The organism is Inquilinus sp. NPDC058860, assembly GCF_042743185.1.
Taxonomy (GTDB): Bacteria; Pseudomonadota; Alphaproteobacteria; order DSM-16000; family Inquilinaceae; genus Inquilinus.
On the sequence record NZ_JBHYMS010000033.1, the window covers coordinates 1 to 15,687 of the forward strand.

Here is a 15,687-nt window from a genome sequence, read left to right on the forward strand (position 1 = left end):
CTCCACTCCACCATGGTGTCCACCAACGCTGATGGTGGACACCATCCTGGAGCCTCCTCTCCTCCGACGGCAGGCGGCCTCCACATCACGCGTACAACAGTTGGGGTGGGCAGCGACGATCTTGCGGCACGCCTGAACTCGGTGGAAGCAAGCGGCTCCATCGGGGGGCCGCATACTCCCGATCAATCAGGCTGCCGCAGGGCTATTGAGTTTCGGAATGACGGCGTCGATGAACGTGTCCATCGTTGCCTCACCCATATCCACGGCCTTGGCACCTTCGCCATGGATAATCCTCACGTCGGTGATGCCGAGGACGTGGAGAATGGCCTTGAGGTATCGCGGGGCAAAATTGAGATGGTCGATGGGCGAGGCCTCGCCATAGATGCCGCCGGACGCCAGCACCACGGTGGCTTTCTTGCCTGTCAGCAGTCCCTTGCCGTCGAAGCCAAGCGTTACGCCCTTGCGCACGATGTGATCGATCCAGGCTTTGAGGCTGGCCGGGATATTATAGTTGTAGACCGGCGTGGCGATGACAAGCTCGTCGGCTGCCAGCAATTCGGCAACCAGCGCGTCCGAGAGGCGCAGTTGCTCGGCCGTGTCCGAGGTATGGGCATGCGGGGGCGTGAAATAGGCCGATAACCACGGCATGGTCACGTGCGGCAGCGCATCCACGGCCAGGTCGCGCCGCACGACCGCGCCATCCGGGTGCACCTCGAGCCAATTGGCGACAAGGCGTTTGGTCAGCTGACGGGAAATCGAAGCCTCGCCGCGCGCGCTGGTTTCGACAACGAGAAGGTTGGGCATGGCGTCCTCAAGGTTTTGGGCCAAACAGCCGGAACAGATGCGGACGATATAGGGCTTTCAATCTAGCGTCGGGAGCGATAATAAAGCGATCATCTCTATCGGTTAATATGATGGATCATGATCGGCAGTCTCAGCCTCGACCAGTTGCGCGTCCTGGTGACCATTGCTGATGCCGGCAGCTTTTCGGCGGCCGGGCGGCAATTGCGCCGCGCGCAATCGGCAATCAGCCAGTCGGTGGCGACATTGGAAGCCGCGCAGGGCGTCCAGCTCTTTGACCGCAGCACCCATCGCCCCCGCCTGACGGAAACGGGCCGGGTTCTGGTCGATCAGGCCCGGCTGGTGCTTTCGAGCGCGGCCCGCTTCGAAGCCGTCGCGACTGGCGCGCGAGGCGGGGTCGAGCCCGAGCTTGCCCTGGCCATAGATCCGCTGGTGCCCACCGCCCCGCTCATCGAAAGCCTGCGCGCGTTGCACCACGTCTATCCGCATCTTCCCGTCAGCTTCTCGACCGAGGGCCTGGGCGGGGCGCTGCGTCGTTTGCGCAGCGGCGACGTCGCACTGGCCTTCTGCCTGCTGCTGCCGGTGGTGCCCGAGGACGTCGTGGCTTCGCCGCTGCTGCGCGTGGCGCTGACGCCCGTGGTCAGCGCCGAGCACCCATTGGCAGCGCTTGGCCGTCCGGCAACCCGCGACGACCTGGAGCGCCATATCCAGCTCGTCCTGTCCGATCCGGTCGATCGGGAAGCGAACAATTACGGCCTGGCCAGCGCCACGCGGTGGCGCTTTGTCGACCTCGGCCGCAGACTGGATTTCCTACTGGCCGGCTTCGGCTGGTGCCGGATGCCGGAACATCTGATTGCCGATCATCTCGCAGCCAGCGATCTGGTTCGGCTCGAGCTGGCCGAAGATGCCCGTGACCCGGCAGACGCCCTGACCATCTACGCCGCCCGCATGGCGGACCATGAACCCGGCCCGGCCGGCCGGTGGCTCCTTGACGACCTGCAGGTCCGGCTGTCGCTCTGATCCGGTCAAACACTTGTCGTCAGTATCGCCTAATCCCTGAGAGAGACCGGAAGAGCCGCGATGAACGCGGTCAAAGTCGGCTCTTCGGTATTAGTCGCACTGCCGCCGACGTACGCAATCGGCGGCGAAATCGCCATAGGGGGCAATCAGCGGCTAATGGCGGGCCGAAGCCGACGAAGCCGAGAACTACGTCTACGCTATATCCTCCACAGCCCTCATAAATAGAACTGCAACCGAATGGCTCGAATGGGGTGGTTTCCTGCCAGTCCACTATGAAACGCTATTACCCTAGAGAGGACGAAGGCGGGTCAGTAGGATGATGCTCGCAAGGCTTCATCAAGCGACCTGCGCCCATTGCCAGTAAGCCAGGACGCGAAAGTCAGCAGGTCGGGATTGATTTCACGCATGAGTTTCAGATCGACCTGCTCGGCAAGCGGCCCGTCTTCCAGGCTCTTTGCCATATGCGCGAGATCAGCGTTTGCAGCGAGAACGTCGTCGGGAAAACGTTCATAGGTTATCGGGCAACCGGCTACTTCGCTGAAGGCTGCCTCAAGCTCGCGCCCGGTCAGGCGGTCGCTCGCGATCTTAAGCGTCCTGCCGCCGAAACGGGGCCTGTCGGCGAACACTGCAGCAACAAACCTGCCGATGTCTTCCACGGCGGTAAGCTGAATGGAATGCTCCGGTCGAATCAGGGACACCAACCGACCCTCATCCAGACCGAAGCCGGGTCGCACCAGCATTTCCATGAAAATCATCGGCCGGATTATGGTCGTAGTCATGGCCAGTTCCCGAACATGTGCTTCGATACGAGGCTTGGCGTCGAAACGCGGAACACCTGTCAGTTCATTCCCCACGCTGGCGCCCGACGAGTAGACAAAATGGTTGATGCCGGTTTCACCAGCGATATCTGCAATCGAAATGCCATGACGGACTTCGTCCTCGGCGGCCAGGTTGGCTGGCAGTACGCTAAAGACACCGTAAGCGTCTTTCATCGCTGTGCGGATTACATTGGTCTCTTCAAATGAACCCTGCACAAGCTCGACGCCTGCATTCCGCAATTGCAGCGATGCAGCTTTGGTGGAATCCAGAACGAGTGCGCGAACAGGCCATCCCGCCTTCAACAAGGCTTTGGCGACTGATCCTCCCTGCCTTCCGGTAGCGCCGAAAACCAGAATGGGGTGCTTGCTATTGGTCACTTGAAACCCTCGCGTTAAACAAGGGTCATCCATATATACGAATAATGCTCCGTCGGAAGACGGCACATTTTTCAGCATCAGGCACAAGGATGATACTCTTGGACAAAGAGATCGATGCCGGCACATTGCGCGGATCGGAGAACGACAGACACTTCAGACCCATCCCGTCAAACGGGGTCTGCAGCCTGCTGAGTGACAAATGGACTCTGCCGGTTCTTTGGCGTCTTTCGCTCGCGAAGGATCATCGGCTCCGATTTTCAGCTTTGAGAAAAGAGGTCGGCGAAGTCACCCAGCGGATGCTGACGCTCACGCTGCGCAATCTCGAGCGCGAAGGATTTGTCGTACGTCACTATTTCCCCGAAGTGCCGCCGCGTGTCGAGTACGAGCTGACAGAGATCGGCCACGGAGCTTTGCGCGCCCTTGAGGGATTTAATTTCTGGGTCCACGACAATCTGGACTCCATCAAGGCGCGCCGGCGCGCTTACGACCAGGCGGAGTTATAAATCCAAATCCCCCAAATTGGCTGAGAAGCTCAGATATCGGTCCAGGTTAGCAACGCTCGGCTACGCCCGCTTTCAGCATCGTCGATCGTTGCCCTGGACGGCCGACTTGGGGTCGACAGTTGCCGTTGTGGCCTCAAGATATATCGGGCTGTAGCGTAGAATCGGCGGTTCACCATGCCACTTGGTGGCGATGCGGGAACCGGCGGCGATATCGCGCCATAGAGGGCAATCGGCGGTGTTTGGCGGGCCGCGAGGGATTCGAACTGCTATGTCCAGGCAATTCCGCCGCATCAACTTCCGCTGACGACCATTCCGGACCATCGGCGCTCTGCCAAAGCCCGCGCCCGGCTATATTCCACTGATGACTCGAACCGGTCCGGATTGATGCCGCTGACGATCGTCTCGCGTGGCGGACAGAATGTTCCGGTTGCATTGGTTTGCGATTTTGTTCATGATATGTTCCATGAGCATGGCGCAGACCGATCGCGACGCGAACGAGGCCCGGCCGGCCGATCCCGACCTGAACTGGACGGGATGGGCGCTGGAGAAGCTGCGCGATGTGGTCGACATCGACATCCGGTCCAAGCGGATGACCCTGCAGCAGCAGTCGGTGATGCCGGCGGGGCGGGAGGCGGCGCCGGATTTCGCGCTGATGCAGTCGCGCCTGTCCCGCTCGATCCGCCTGTCGATCGCCATGGCCGAGCGGGTCCGCGGCAAACACCTGCACCGCCGGGCCGAAGCCGAGAAGTCGGGAGCGCTGGAGCGCCGCCGCCGGCGGCGGGAGCAGGCGGTGCAGGCGGTGGTCGAGGCAGTCACGGCCGCCGAGGCGGCGGACCTCGCCGGGGTCGGCGGGACCGTCGATCCCGAGGCGACCGAACGCCTGCGGGCCGATGTGTGGGAGAGGCTGACCGAGGACGAGGTCCTGGACGTCCGCATCGACACGCTGCCGCCCGACGAATTCGTGCGCGAGATCTGCCGCTGGCTCGGCCGCCGGCTGGACCCGAGCCGGCTGCCGCAGGGCTGGGACGATGTCCTCGAGGCCGATGACGATGCCTCCGGCAGCCCGCCCGATGCGGGCACCGACGTCACTGCTGTGAATCCCGACACCGGAGACGACTGGCCTGAACAGCCGGACGAGTTCGACGACGGCCGCCCGCCATCCGTGCCTGCGAAGCCGGACAGCAGCTGAGCGCCGCTTCCGGCGTTCCCTCCTGGTCATGAGCCGGATTGTCCTGCCTTTCCCGCGTGGCGGAAGAGGTGATTTGCCCTGCCCTCTTCGATCTTTTGTTCGACATGTTGACGCCTGCGGACAGGCGCGCTACGACTGACATGTCAGATTGACATCACTGGCCGCATGCAACCGACGCGGCAGACGACAGGGAGATGGACGTGCCCCAGCCAGGCGAGCGTTTCGGCCTTTCCGCGGCATTGACCGTCCCCTTCCGGCCCGACGGCGGCGTCGATTTCCCGCGCTTCGTCGCGCATGTGCGCTGGTGCCTGGCGCAGGGCTGCCGCACCGTCACCGCCTTCGGCACCACCGGCGAAGGCGCCGCCTTCTCCCTGTCCGAGCGCGAGCAGGTGCTGGGCGCCTTGGCCGGCGCCGGCATCGAGGGGCGCCAGCTGGTCGGCGGCATCGCCGCCTCCGCGGCCGAGGACGCCGTGGCGCAGGCACGCATGGCGCTCGACTTCGGGGCCGACGCGCTGCTGCTGCCGCCGCCCTTCTACTTCAAGGGCGTCGGCGACGACGGGCTGTTCGCTTGGTTCGCCCGGGTGTTCGAGCAGCTCGGCGCCGCCGCCCGCGGCGTGATCCTCTATCACATCCCCAGCGTCACCCAGGTGCCGCTGTCGGTCGAGCTGATCGGCCGGCTGCGCGCCGCCTTCCCCGAGGTGGTCCGCGGCGTCAAGGACTCCTCCGGCAGCTGGGACTATGCCCAGGCCCTGCTGGCCCAGCATCGCGACCTGGCGATCCTGATCGGCGACGAGCGCTGTCTCGCCGCCGCGGTCCGGCTCGGCGGCCAGGGCGCCATTTCCGGCATCGCCAACATCTACCCGGAGGCGATGCTGCCGCTGGTGCAGGAGGGGCGTGAGGACGACCGCATCCACCGCCTGGTCGCGGCGCTGCTGGACTATCCGGTGATCCCGGCGGTCAAGGCGCTGGTGGCCCACCGGACGGGCGACCGCACCTGGCTCGCCACCCGGGCGCCGCTGCAGCCGCTGTCGCCGGCCGAGGCGGCCCGGCTCGGCGCCGCGGCGGACGGCCTGTTCACGGCGATGGCGGCGACCGGATGAGCGACGGCGAGCCGCTGAAGCTGCGCGAGAAGGCGTACGACAGCTTCACCCAGCACCTCCTGGCCAACAACCTGCACGCCGGGCAGTTCATCTCCCAGCGCGAGCTGGTGGCGCTGACCCAGATGCCGCTCGGCGCCATCCGCGAGCTGGTGCCGCGGCTGGAGGCCGAGGGGCTGATCAAGACCGTGCCGCAGCGCGGCATGCAGATCATGCACATCGACCTGACCATGATCCGCGACGCCTACCAGTTCCGGCTGTTCCTGGAGAAGGAGGCGACCGCCGCCTTCGCCCGCTCGGTGACCGACGGCGGCCTGGCGGTGCTGCGGGCGCAGCACGAGGAGATCATCGCCCGGGTCGAGCGCGAGGGTCCCACGCCGCAGGTGGTCGACGACGCCCAGGCCACCGACTGGGGCCTGCACGACATCATCATCGACGCGCTGGGCAACGAGATCATCTCCAAGGCCTATCGCGTCAACTCGATCAAGATCCGGCTGATCCGGCGCGAGCTGACCGGCATCGCCGGCCTCGTCGTGCCGGTGATGCAGGAGCATCTCGGCATCATCGACGCGATCGCGAGCCGGGACCCGGTCCGCGCCGCCGAGGCGATGACGGCGCATATCGCCAACGCCCGCAACCGCGCCCTCGGGCTATAACGCAAGCCGGCCGGGCCAAGCCCGGCTCAACCAATCAAGGGAGGAACATCATGGCATCCATACTGACTCTGAGCCGCCGGTCGCTGCTGGCCGGCACCGCGGCGGCGGCCGCGGCCGGCGCCCTGCCCCGGATCCGTCCGGCCTGGGCCGCGCCGGACTGGAAGAAATATGCCGGCACCCATATCGAGGTGAACCTGGTCAAGAGCCCGCGCAGCGAGACCATCGCCCGGAACCTGAAGGAATTCACCGACCTGACCGGCATCGATGTCGGGCTGGAGCAGACGCCGGAGCAGCAGCAGCGGCAGAAGGCGGTGGTCGAGTTCAACAGCGGCGCGCCGAGCTTCGACGTCATCCATCTCAGCTATCACGTGCAGAAGCGGATGTTCGAGAAGGGCGGCTGGCTGGCCGACCTGCGGCCGTTCCTGGCCGACCCCGCCCTCGCCGACCCGGCGGTCAGCCTGAACGACTTCTCCGGCGCCGGCCTGGCCTATGCCACCGCGGCCGACGGCGCGATCGGCAGCCTGCCGCTCAGCGTCGACTACTGGATCGTCTACTGGAACAAGGAGCTGTTCGCGGCCAAGGGGCTGAAATACCCGACCAGCTTCGAGGAGCTGGTGTCCGCCGCCGAGGCGCTGACCGACCCGGCCGCCGGTACCTACGGCTTCGTCGCCCGCGGCATGAAGAACGCCAACGTCCCGGTCTGGACCTCCTTCATGCTCGGCAACGGCGTCGCTCCGCTGGCCGACGATCGCAGCCTGGCCACCACCTCCGACGGCGCGGTCGAGGCGGCGAAGCTGTACCAGCGCCTGCTGACCAAGGCCGCCCCTCCGGGCGTCGCCGGCTTCAACTGGAACGAATGCCAGTCGGCCTTCCTGCAGGGCAAGATCGGCATGTGGCTGGACGGTGTCGGCTTCGCCAAGCCGCTGGAGGATCCGAAGCTGTCCCGCGTGGTCGGCAAGACCGGCTACGGCGTCATGCCGAAGGGCCCGAAGGCCCAGGCCTCCGCCACCTTCGGCGACGGCATCGGCGTGGCCGAGGGCAGCGAGAACAAGGAGGCCGCCTTCCTGTTCTGCCAATGGGCGGTGTCGCGCACGGTACAGGCCGACCTGCTGCAGAGCGGCTCGGGCGTGCCGTTCCGCAGCTCGATCCTGGAGGATGCCGAGGTGCGCAAGGGCGTGACCCTGCCGGCCGACTGGATCGACGCCGTCGTCGGCTCGTCCAAGGTCAGCAAGCTCGGCCTGCCGGTGATCGTGCCGGTGACCGAGTTCCGCGACATCTTCGGCATCGCCCTGACCAACATCGCCGGCGGGGCCGACCCGGCGGCCGAGCTGGCCAAGGCGACCGAGCAGTTCAAGCCGATCCTGGACAAGAGCGAGGCCTGAGGTGATCGAAGCCGCGGACGCCGGGGCAAGACGACGGGTGCGGGCGCGGCGGCCGAATGCCGTCGCGCCGAGCCTGCGCACCTACCTGCCCTTCATCCTGCCGGCGGTGCTGGTGGTCGGGGCGGTGATCGTCTTCCCCTGGGCCTTCACCGGCTGGGTCAGCCTGCACGACTGGCAGGCCACCGGCGCCGGCGGCTTCATCGGCCTCGACAACTACGTCCGGCTGTTCGCCGACGCCCGCTTCGGCGAGGCGGTGTGGCACACGCTGGTCTACACCGTCCTCTCCGTGCTGCTGCCGCTGGTCCTCGGCCTGGCGGCGGCGCTGGTGTTCAACGAACGCTTCCCGCTGCGCGGCCTGGCCCGCGGCATCGTGATCATGCCGATGATGGCGACCCCGGTCGCCATCGCCCTGGTCTGGACCATGATGTTCCACCCGCAGCTCGGCGTGCTGAACTACCTGCTCAGCCTGGTCGGGCTGCCGCCCTCGCTCTGGGTGTTCGACCAGGGCACGGTGATCCCGTCGCTGGTGCTGGTCGAGACTTGGCAGTGGACGCCGCTGGTCATGCTGATCGTGCTCGGCGGCCTGTCCGCCCTGCCGGCCGAGCCCTATGAGAGCGCCCAGATCGACGGCGCCAGCTGGCTGCAGCAGTTCCGCTACCTGACCCTGCCGATGATCTCGCCCTTCCTGATGGTGGCGGTGATCATCCGCTCGATCGACGCGCTGAAGAGCTTCGACATCATCTACGCCATCACCCAGGGCGGCCCGGGCACGGCGTCGGAGACGATCAACATCTACCTCTACACCCAGGCCTTCACCTTCTACGACATCGGCTACGGCTCGGCGATCGCGGTGGTGTTCTTCGGCATCGTCGTCGCCATGTCCCTGGCGCTCTTGTGGCTGCGCCAGCGCGCCAAGCTCGCGGCCACCTGAGGAGGCTCCAGATCATGTCCCGCCCCCTCTCGAAAATTCTGCGCCGCGCCGCGCTGTATTTCGCCGTGCTGGTGATCGTGTCGCCGGCGCTGCTGTTCTTCCTGTGGATGCTGTCGCTGTCGCTGAAGCCCGAGGTCGACAACATCAGCTACCCGCCGGTCCTGATCCCGACCACCCTGGCCTGGAGCAACTACGCCCAGGTCTTCGCCGAGAACTCCTTCGGCCGTTACTTCATCAACAGCCTGATCGTCACCGGCGCCGCCACGCTGATCGGCCTGGTGATCGGTGCGCCGGCCGCCTATGGCATCGCCCGGGCCAGGGCGACCAAGCTGTCCGTGGTCGTCATGATCGCGCGGATGACGCCGGGCCTCAGCTACCTGATCCCGCTGTTCCTGATGTTCCGCTGGCTCGGGCTGATGGGCACGCTGTGGCCGCAGATCATCACCCATCTGGTGATCACCCTGCCGATCGTGATCTGGGTCCTGATCTCCTACTTCGAGGCCCTGCCGATCGAGCTGGAGGAGGCCGGGCGGATCGACGGCGCCAACCGTTGGCAGGTGTTCCGCCACGTCGTGCTGCCGCTGACCCGACCCGGCATCACCGTGGCGCTGCTGCTGTCCTTCATCTTCTCCTGGAACAACTTCGTGTTCGGCATCGTGCTGGCCGGGCGCACCACCCGCACCCTGCCGGTCGCGGTCTACAACTCGCTGACCTTCGAGCAGGTCAGCTGGGGGCCGCTCTCGGCCGCGGCGCTGGTGGTGGTGGTGCCGGTGCTGGTGCTGACCGTGGTCGCCCAGAAGCAGATCGTGGCGGGCCTGACCTCGGGTGCGGTCAAGGGCGGCTGACCGACCGCCCTCGCGCGATCGGCGGACCACCCCAATTGGATCACTTGCAAATTAGATAAAATGCCGTAATTTGTAGGTATATAGTCATGCTCATTTGAAGCCAATGGCTCGGGGGATGGTGTCATGTCCGTCATTCAGATCGCCGACGATCGGGCCCTGCCGGCAACGGCGCCCGCGGCCTCCATCCGGACCGCCCTGGCCAGCCGCCAGGACGAGATCCTGTCCCTGCGGCAGAACGCGTCCGAGATCCTGTACCGGCTGCGGGCTGTCCGCGAGACCTGGTCCGACACCGACCTGCCGCCGGCCCAGGAACGCTGGGTGCTGCAGCAGGTCATCGAGTGCCTGACGGTCAGCTGCGAGCCGCCGACCGGGGACGAGTTCGACCGGATCGCGGTGGCCGGCCAGGCGTTGGCCATGCTGTTCGACATGTCGGATGAGGACTTCGAAGCCGCCGCTCTGGACGGCGACACCTACGACCTGGTCGATTTCGACGCCGATCTCGACGATGCGGAGGATCTGGCGGCCGCGAACGCGTAGGACCGGCGTCGGCCGCTGCCGGGCCTGTCCCCGTCGCATGCCGAAAAGCTTTGCCGCGCGAGAGGCCTTGTCCTAATCCGAGAAAACACTTTCGGTGCGGTCCATCTTGTCCCTCTCCCTCGGCATCGACACCGGCGGCACCTTCACCGACGCGGTCCTGTTCGACCCGGACCACGGCGTCGTCGCCGCCGCCAAGCGGCTGACCACCAAGCACGACCTGGCGCTGGGCATCGGCGCCGCGATCGACGCGGTGCTGGAGCAGCACCCGGCCGAGATCGCCTTCGTCGGCCTGTCCACCACCCTCGCCACCAACGCCGTGGTCGAGGGCCAGGGCAACCCGGCCTGCCTGATCCTGATCGGCTACCCTGAGGCCGCGCTGGACCGCGCCGGGCTGCGCGCGGCGATCGGCGGCGACCCGGTGGCGGCCGTGGCCGGAGGGCACCGGTCGACCGGCGAGGAGCAGGCGCCGCTCGACCTCGAGGCCGTCCGCGCCGCCATCCTGCAGCACGCCCCGGCGGTCACCGCCTTCGCCGTCGCCGGCTATTTCGCCGTGCGCAACCCGGCGCATGAGCTGGCGGTGCGCGACCTGGTGCGCGACCTGACCGGCAGGCCGGTGACCTGCGGCCACGAGCTGACCTCCGGCCTCGACGCGCCGCGGCGGGCCCTGACCGCCCTGCTGAACGCCCGGCTGATCCCGCTGACCGCCTCGCTGATCCGGGCCGTGCGCGGCCGGCTGGACGCCCGCGGCATCGCGGCGCCGCTGATGGTGGTGAAGGGCGACGGGTCGCTGATCGCCGACCGCTTCGCCCTGGCCCGGCCGGTCGAGACCGTGCTGTCCGGCCCGGCCGCCAGCGTGGTCGGCGCGCGCTGGCTGACCGGCCGCGACGACTGCTTCGTCTCGGATATCGGCGGCACCACCACCGACATCGCCATCCTGAAGGACGGCCGCCCCCTCCTGAACCGCGAGGGCGCCCAGGTCGGCGGCTGGCGCACCATGGTCGAGGCGGTGGAGATCCGCACCTTCGGCCTCGGCGGCGACAGCGAGGTGCGGATCGAGCCCGGCATCGGCCTCGCCGTCGGCCCGCGCCGGTCGGTGCCGCTGAGCCTGCTGGCGCACCAGCATCCGGAGATGCTGGCGGCGCTGCGCCGCCAGGCCGAGCGGCCCGAGGGCCTAAGCCTGGATGGCCGCTTCGCCCTGCGCCTGCGCGCGTTCGACGCCGAGACGCTGTCGCCGCAGGAGCAGCGGATCTGGCAGGTGCTGGCCGACGGGCCGCAGCCGCTGGAGACGGTGCTGACCAGCCATCTGCTGGACCGGCCGCTGGAGCGGCTGGTGGCGCGCGGGCTGGTGATCCTGTCCGGCTTCACCCCGACCGACGCCGCCCATGTGCTGGGTCTGCACGGCGGCTGGTCGCGCGACGCGGCGCTGCTGGGCGCAACCCTGTGGGCCCGCCGTCCGGCCGAGCCGGGCTGGACTCCGCCGGCAGACGCCGAAGCCTTCGCCCGGTCGGTGCTGGAACGGCTGACCGCCGACAGCGCGCTCGCCCTGGTCGAGGCCGCGCTGGCCCGCGACGGGGTGGCCGACCCGGCCCGGGAGGCGCGCGGCCTGCTGCCGCGCCGGGCCGTGGCGGGCGACGCCCCGGCCCCTGCCCTGCTGCGCCCTGCCCTGACCCTCGGCCTGCCGCTGGTCGGCATCGGCGCCTCGGCCGCGACCTACTATCCGGAGATCGCCCGGCGCCTGGGCACCGAGAGCGTGGTGCCGCAGCATGCCGGCGTCACCAACGCCATCGGCGCGGTGGCCAGCGGCGTGCTGCAGCGCGCCGTCGTCACCATTACCGCGCCGGAGGAAGGCCGCTTCCGCGTCCACGCCCCGGCCGGCATCCGCACCTTCGGCAGCCTGGAAGAAGCTGCGGCTTACGCCGAGGCGGAGGCGCACGGCCGGGCCGAGGCCCTGGCGCGCGAGGCCGGCGGGCAGGAGGTGGCGGTCACCGTCACCCGCGCCGACCGCGTGGTGTCGATGGCCGGCGGCCTCGACCTGTTCGTCGAGAGCACCGTGACCGCCACCGCTGCAGGCCGGCCGCGGATGGGGTGAGCCGGCCTACATCAGTCGGCTCGTCACGACGAAGAACAGCACGAAGATCACGCCCAAGCCCCAGACCACCGGGGTGACGCCGGAGCGGCGGCCGAGGGCCAGGCACAGCAGGATGTAGGCGAAGGTGCCGATCGCCATGCCGTTGATCAGGTTGTTGCTGAGCACCGTCACCAGCAGCATCAGCACCACCGGCACGGCGTTGGCGAGGTCCGACATGTCGACTCGCGCCAGCCCCTGCAGCATGAAGATGCCGACCACCACCAGCGCCGGCGCTGTGGCCTGGGGCGGGATGATGACGAAGACCGGCCAGATGAACAGCGCCAGCACGAAGCCGATCGCGACCACCACCGAGGTCAGCCCGGTGCGGCCGCCGGCCTGGACGCCGGCGACGGATTCGATGAAGGCCGTCACCACCGAGGTGCCGAGCAGCGGCCCGACGATGGTCGCGGTGGCGTCGGTCGAGAAGGCGGCGGTGGCGTTCGGGATCGACCCGTCCGGCTTGCGCAGATTGGCCGCGCCGGTGACGCCGATCAGCGTCGCCAGGGTGCTGAAGAACTCACCGCACAGGAAGTAGAACATCAGCGGCAGGGCCACCACGAAGTGCGAGACCAGGTAGCTGAAGTCGAGCGCCAGGAAGGTGCTCTCCGGCCATTTCGGCAGGGCGAAGACCGCGGCCGGCAGCGACGTCACCATGGTGCCGTCGTCCTTCAGCGGCACGAAGAAGCCGATCACGGTGAGGGCGGCGATCGACAGGATCAGCGCCCCCGGCACGCCGCGGGCGACCAGCACGGGCGTGACCAGGATGCCGGCCAGCGTCAGCAGCACCGGCGGGCTGGCCAGCGACCCCATCGCCACATAGGTGTTCGGGTTGGCGACGATGAAGCCGGCGCCGCGCAGGCCGATGAACACGATCAGCGTGCCGACCGCGGCCTGGATGCCGATCTTCAGCGCGTCCGGCACCTCCTTCGCCACCTTCTCGCGCAGCTTCGACAGGCTGAGGCCCAGGAAGATCACGCCGGTGACGGCGACCATGGCCAGCGCCCCCTGCCAGGGGATGCCCATCTGCTTCACCATCACATAGGCGAAGACGATGTTGGACCCCATCGCCGGGGCCACGGCCAGCGGCAGGTTGGCGGTCAGCCCCATCATCAGGCTGCCGAAGATCGCGGCGAGCGCCGTGGCGATCACCAGGTCGCCGCGGTCCATGCCGGCGGCGGACATGATCGCCGGGTTGACGGCGACAATATAGGCCATCGCCGCGAAGGTGGTGATGCCGGCGATCACCTCCTGCGGCAGCGAGCTGCCGCGCTCGGACAGCTTGAAGCGGCGGTCGAGCCAGCCCCCCGTGCCCCCCTCCGTAGACGACGCCCGCACATTGGAAACGGTCATGAGCCCCCCTCGCCCGGGTCTGCGCCGGGTCGGATCGATCGGAACGGCGTCCCCCTACCAGACGACGGGGTGGGTCTCCCCGCTCTGCACATTGACGAAGCCCTGCGGTGCCTGCTCGCAGGGCGCCACCAGGACCCAGCGCCAGGGCGCGCAGGTCAGGGTGGCGAAGATCAGCCGCTCCGGGAATCCCGGGAACCAGCGCGGATGGAAGGTCGGCTCGTACATCCAGTCGATGCCCTCGGCCGCGGCGTAGAGCGCCTGCATCTCGGCGTCGAGCTCCTCCGGCGGCCGGCAGCTCATCAGCCCACCGATCTCGTAGCGCACCGTCGCCAGCACCTCGCCATCGCGCACCAGGGCCCAGCCGCCCTGCTGCGCGGTCAGCATGTTGACCGCCAGCGCCATGGCAGCGTCGGAGGAGCCGACGGCCCAGATGTTGTGCTTGTCATGCGCGACCGAGCAGGCCAGCGCCGTCTCCGCCGTGCGCGGGCCGCAGCCGAGCCAGAACATCTTCGCCACCCGCCCGTCGCCGGAGAAGCGGTCGACGATGGCGAATTTCGTGATGTTCCGCTCGGGATCGCGCTGCACCGCGCCGTCGCGCACCGGCAGCTCGGCGATGATGAAGCCGTCGTCCCAGTGGAACGGCCGCAGCAGCGCCGCCTGCATCGTGTCGCGCCCCGGCACGGCCGGCAGGGCGAAATCCGCCGCCGTCAGGGATCGCTTGATGTTGACGGTCTGCCGCGCCCAGCCCGGCCAGTCGATCGCCGGCACCGGGCCGGTGTAGCGCTTGCCCTCCGACACCGGCTGACCGTCCGACCAGACCTCGGCGATCTCCAGGCTCGCCACATCCGACAGCAGCACCACATCGGCGTAGCGCCCCGGCGCCAGGCTGCCGACCCAGGGAGTCAGCCGCATATGCCGCGCCGGATTCAGGGTGACGCACTGGATCGCGGTCTCCGGCGCCAGCCCGTGCCGGATCGCCAGCCGGGCGTTGTGGTCGGTGGCGCCGAGCTTGAAGGTGTCGGAGACGCTGCGGTCGTCGGTGGTGAAGGCGACCTGCGACCAGTCGGCCAGGCCCCTCTCGATCAGCCAGGGGATCACCTCCGGCATCGAATAGGGCCGCAGCTCGACGAAGATGCCGTGGGCCAGCTTCTCCCACACCTCCTCCGGCGTCCACGCCTCGTGGTCGGAGGCCAGGCCGGCGGCGGCGAAGGCGCTGATCGCGGTGGTGTCGCGCAGGCCCGCGCCGTGGCCCTCGACCACGCCGCGCTGCTCGAAGGTGGCCCGGATCATGCCCCAGAGCCGCGGATAGGACGGGTTCTCCGGGTTCCAGACCGCCGGCCAGTCCATCACCTCGTCCAGCCCGGCGACCATCAGGCTGTCCTTCAGGAAGCCCTTCTGCTCGTCATAGCCGTACCAGCCGCCGCCCCATTCATAGGCGGTCGGCGGCACCGCCGAGCCGGGCAGCGGGAAGATCTTCAAGGGCGAGCCGCGGCGCCGGGCCTCGAACCAGAAGGCCAGGTTGTTCGGGCCGTCGACATTGGAGAATTCGTGGCTGGCCTCGCAGGTCCAGGTGTTGCCGCGCGGCAGCACCAGCGCCGCCTCCCATTCCGGTGTCAGATGCGTGCTCTCGATGTGCTTGTGCACCTCGCCGAAGCCGGGCACAGCCGCCAGCCCCGGCTTCTCCACCCGCCGCATCGCGGTGCCGGGATAGCTCCCGGCCGGGCCGGTCCAGGCGATGCGCCGGCCCTTGATCGCGATCTCCTGGTCGTCGCGCCAGCTGCGGGTGTGGACATCGAGCAGCCGGCCCACCCGCAGCAGCGTGTCGGCCGGTCGCTTGCCCAGCGCGGTCAGCACCAGGTCCTGGCGAATCGCCACCTCGTCCTCGGCGCCGATCAACAGGTCGTCGGGCAAGGAGGTCGCCATGGCCGGTCTCCGAAATGCGTATGTCCGACCTTTACCCCTCCCCGGGAAGGCTCGCCAGTCCCTTTTCCGCGGATCGCTGGTGAAATTCCCGGGACCGGCACCGGCCAAGGGATGGCTGGGCCCCTTTGC

At 68.0% G+C, this 15,687-nt stretch carries 14 protein-coding genes; 10 read left to right on the forward strand and 4 right to left on the reverse strand.

The genetic code is table 11. The features are described 5' to 3' along the window. Positions 1-186 precede the first annotated feature (186 nt). Positions 187-804: an FMN-dependent NADH-azoreductase gene (locus tag ACFW16_RS21425; protein WP_380308746.1), complete on the reverse strand. Its 618-nt coding sequence runs from the start codon at positions 802-804 to the stop codon at positions 187-189. A 117-nt stretch (positions 805-921) separates the two neighbouring features. On the opposite strand from ACFW16_RS21425, the gene ACFW16_RS21430 reads away from it, so the two are divergent. Further along, complete coding sequence (locus ACFW16_RS21430; protein ID WP_380308748.1) at positions 922-1,821, forward strand: LysR family transcriptional regulator; 900 nt, start codon at positions 922-924, stop codon at positions 1,819-1,821. Positions 1,822-2,129: 308 nt separating this feature from the next. On the opposite strand, the gene ACFW16_RS21435 is transcribed toward ACFW16_RS21430, so the two are convergent. Further along, a complete protein-coding gene (locus tag ACFW16_RS21435; protein WP_380308750.1) occupies positions 2,130-3,017 on the reverse strand; it encodes an NmrA/HSCARG family protein in 888 nt (295 codons plus the stop codon). A 98-nt stretch (positions 3,018-3,115) separates the two neighbouring features. Between ACFW16_RS21435 and ACFW16_RS21440 the strand changes: the two genes are divergently transcribed. The 9 genes from ACFW16_RS21440 to ACFW16_RS21480 all read left to right on the forward strand — a co-directional run bounded on the left by ACFW16_RS21440 (position 3,116) and on the right by ACFW16_RS21480 (position 12,246). Continuing rightward, positions 3,116-3,520 (forward strand): winged helix-turn-helix transcriptional regulator, encoded by a 405-nt coding sequence (locus ACFW16_RS21440; RefSeq protein WP_380308752.1) that lies wholly within the window; start codon positions 3,116-3,118, stop codon positions 3,518-3,520. Between the two features lie 463 nt (positions 3,521-3,983). Beyond that, positions 3,984-4,709 (forward strand): hypothetical protein, encoded by a 726-nt coding sequence (locus tag ACFW16_RS21445; protein ID WP_380308754.1) that lies wholly within the window; start codon positions 3,984-3,986, stop codon positions 4,707-4,709. A 200-nt stretch (positions 4,710-4,909) separates the two neighbouring features. Beyond that, positions 4,910-5,809, forward strand: a complete 900-nt coding sequence (locus tag ACFW16_RS21450; RefSeq protein ID WP_380308756.1) for a dihydrodipicolinate synthase family protein — start codon at positions 4,910-4,912, stop codon at positions 5,807-5,809. Then, positions 5,806-6,462, forward strand: coding sequence for a GntR family transcriptional regulator (locus tag ACFW16_RS21455; protein ID WP_380308758.1), 657 nt, complete (start codon positions 5,806-5,808; stop codon positions 6,460-6,462). The genes ACFW16_RS21450 and ACFW16_RS21455 overlap by 4 nt, the downstream gene beginning before the upstream one ends. Positions 6,463-6,512: 50 nt before the next feature. Next, complete coding sequence (locus ACFW16_RS21460; protein WP_380308760.1) at positions 6,513-7,844, forward strand: ABC transporter substrate-binding protein; 1,332 nt, start codon at positions 6,513-6,515, stop codon at positions 7,842-7,844. Position 7,845: 1 nt separating this feature from the next. Then, positions 7,846-8,775, forward strand: a complete 930-nt coding sequence (locus ACFW16_RS21465; protein WP_380308762.1) for a carbohydrate ABC transporter permease — start codon at positions 7,846-7,848, stop codon at positions 8,773-8,775. A 14-nt stretch (positions 8,776-8,789) separates the two neighbouring features. Then, entirely contained in the window at positions 8,790-9,620 is an 831-nt protein-coding gene (locus ACFW16_RS21470) for a carbohydrate ABC transporter permease (protein WP_380308764.1), read from the forward strand. 123 nt (positions 9,621-9,743) lie between these two features. Further along, positions 9,744-10,157, forward strand: a complete 414-nt coding sequence (locus ACFW16_RS21475) for a hypothetical protein (RefSeq protein WP_380308766.1) — start codon at positions 9,744-9,746, stop codon at positions 10,155-10,157. 106 nt (positions 10,158-10,263) lie between these two features. Next, positions 10,264-12,246, forward strand: coding sequence for a hydantoinase/oxoprolinase N-terminal domain-containing protein (locus ACFW16_RS21480; protein WP_380308768.1), 1,983 nt, complete (start codon positions 10,264-10,266; stop codon positions 12,244-12,246). 6 nt (positions 12,247-12,252) lie between these two features. On the opposite strand, the gene ACFW16_RS21485 is transcribed toward ACFW16_RS21480, so the two are convergent. Both ACFW16_RS21485 and ACFW16_RS21490 read right to left on the reverse strand, forming a co-directional pair. Further along, positions 12,253-13,635 (reverse strand): NCS2 family permease, encoded by a 1,383-nt coding sequence (locus ACFW16_RS21485; protein ID WP_380308770.1) that lies wholly within the window; start codon positions 13,633-13,635, stop codon positions 12,253-12,255. Between the two features lie 54 nt (positions 13,636-13,689). Next, positions 13,690-15,558 carry an adenine deaminase gene (locus tag ACFW16_RS21490; RefSeq protein WP_380308772.1) on the reverse strand — a complete coding sequence of 623 codons (1,869 nt, stop codon included), beginning with the start codon at positions 15,556-15,558 and terminating at the stop codon, positions 13,690-13,692. Positions 15,559-15,687 lie beyond the last annotated feature (129 nt).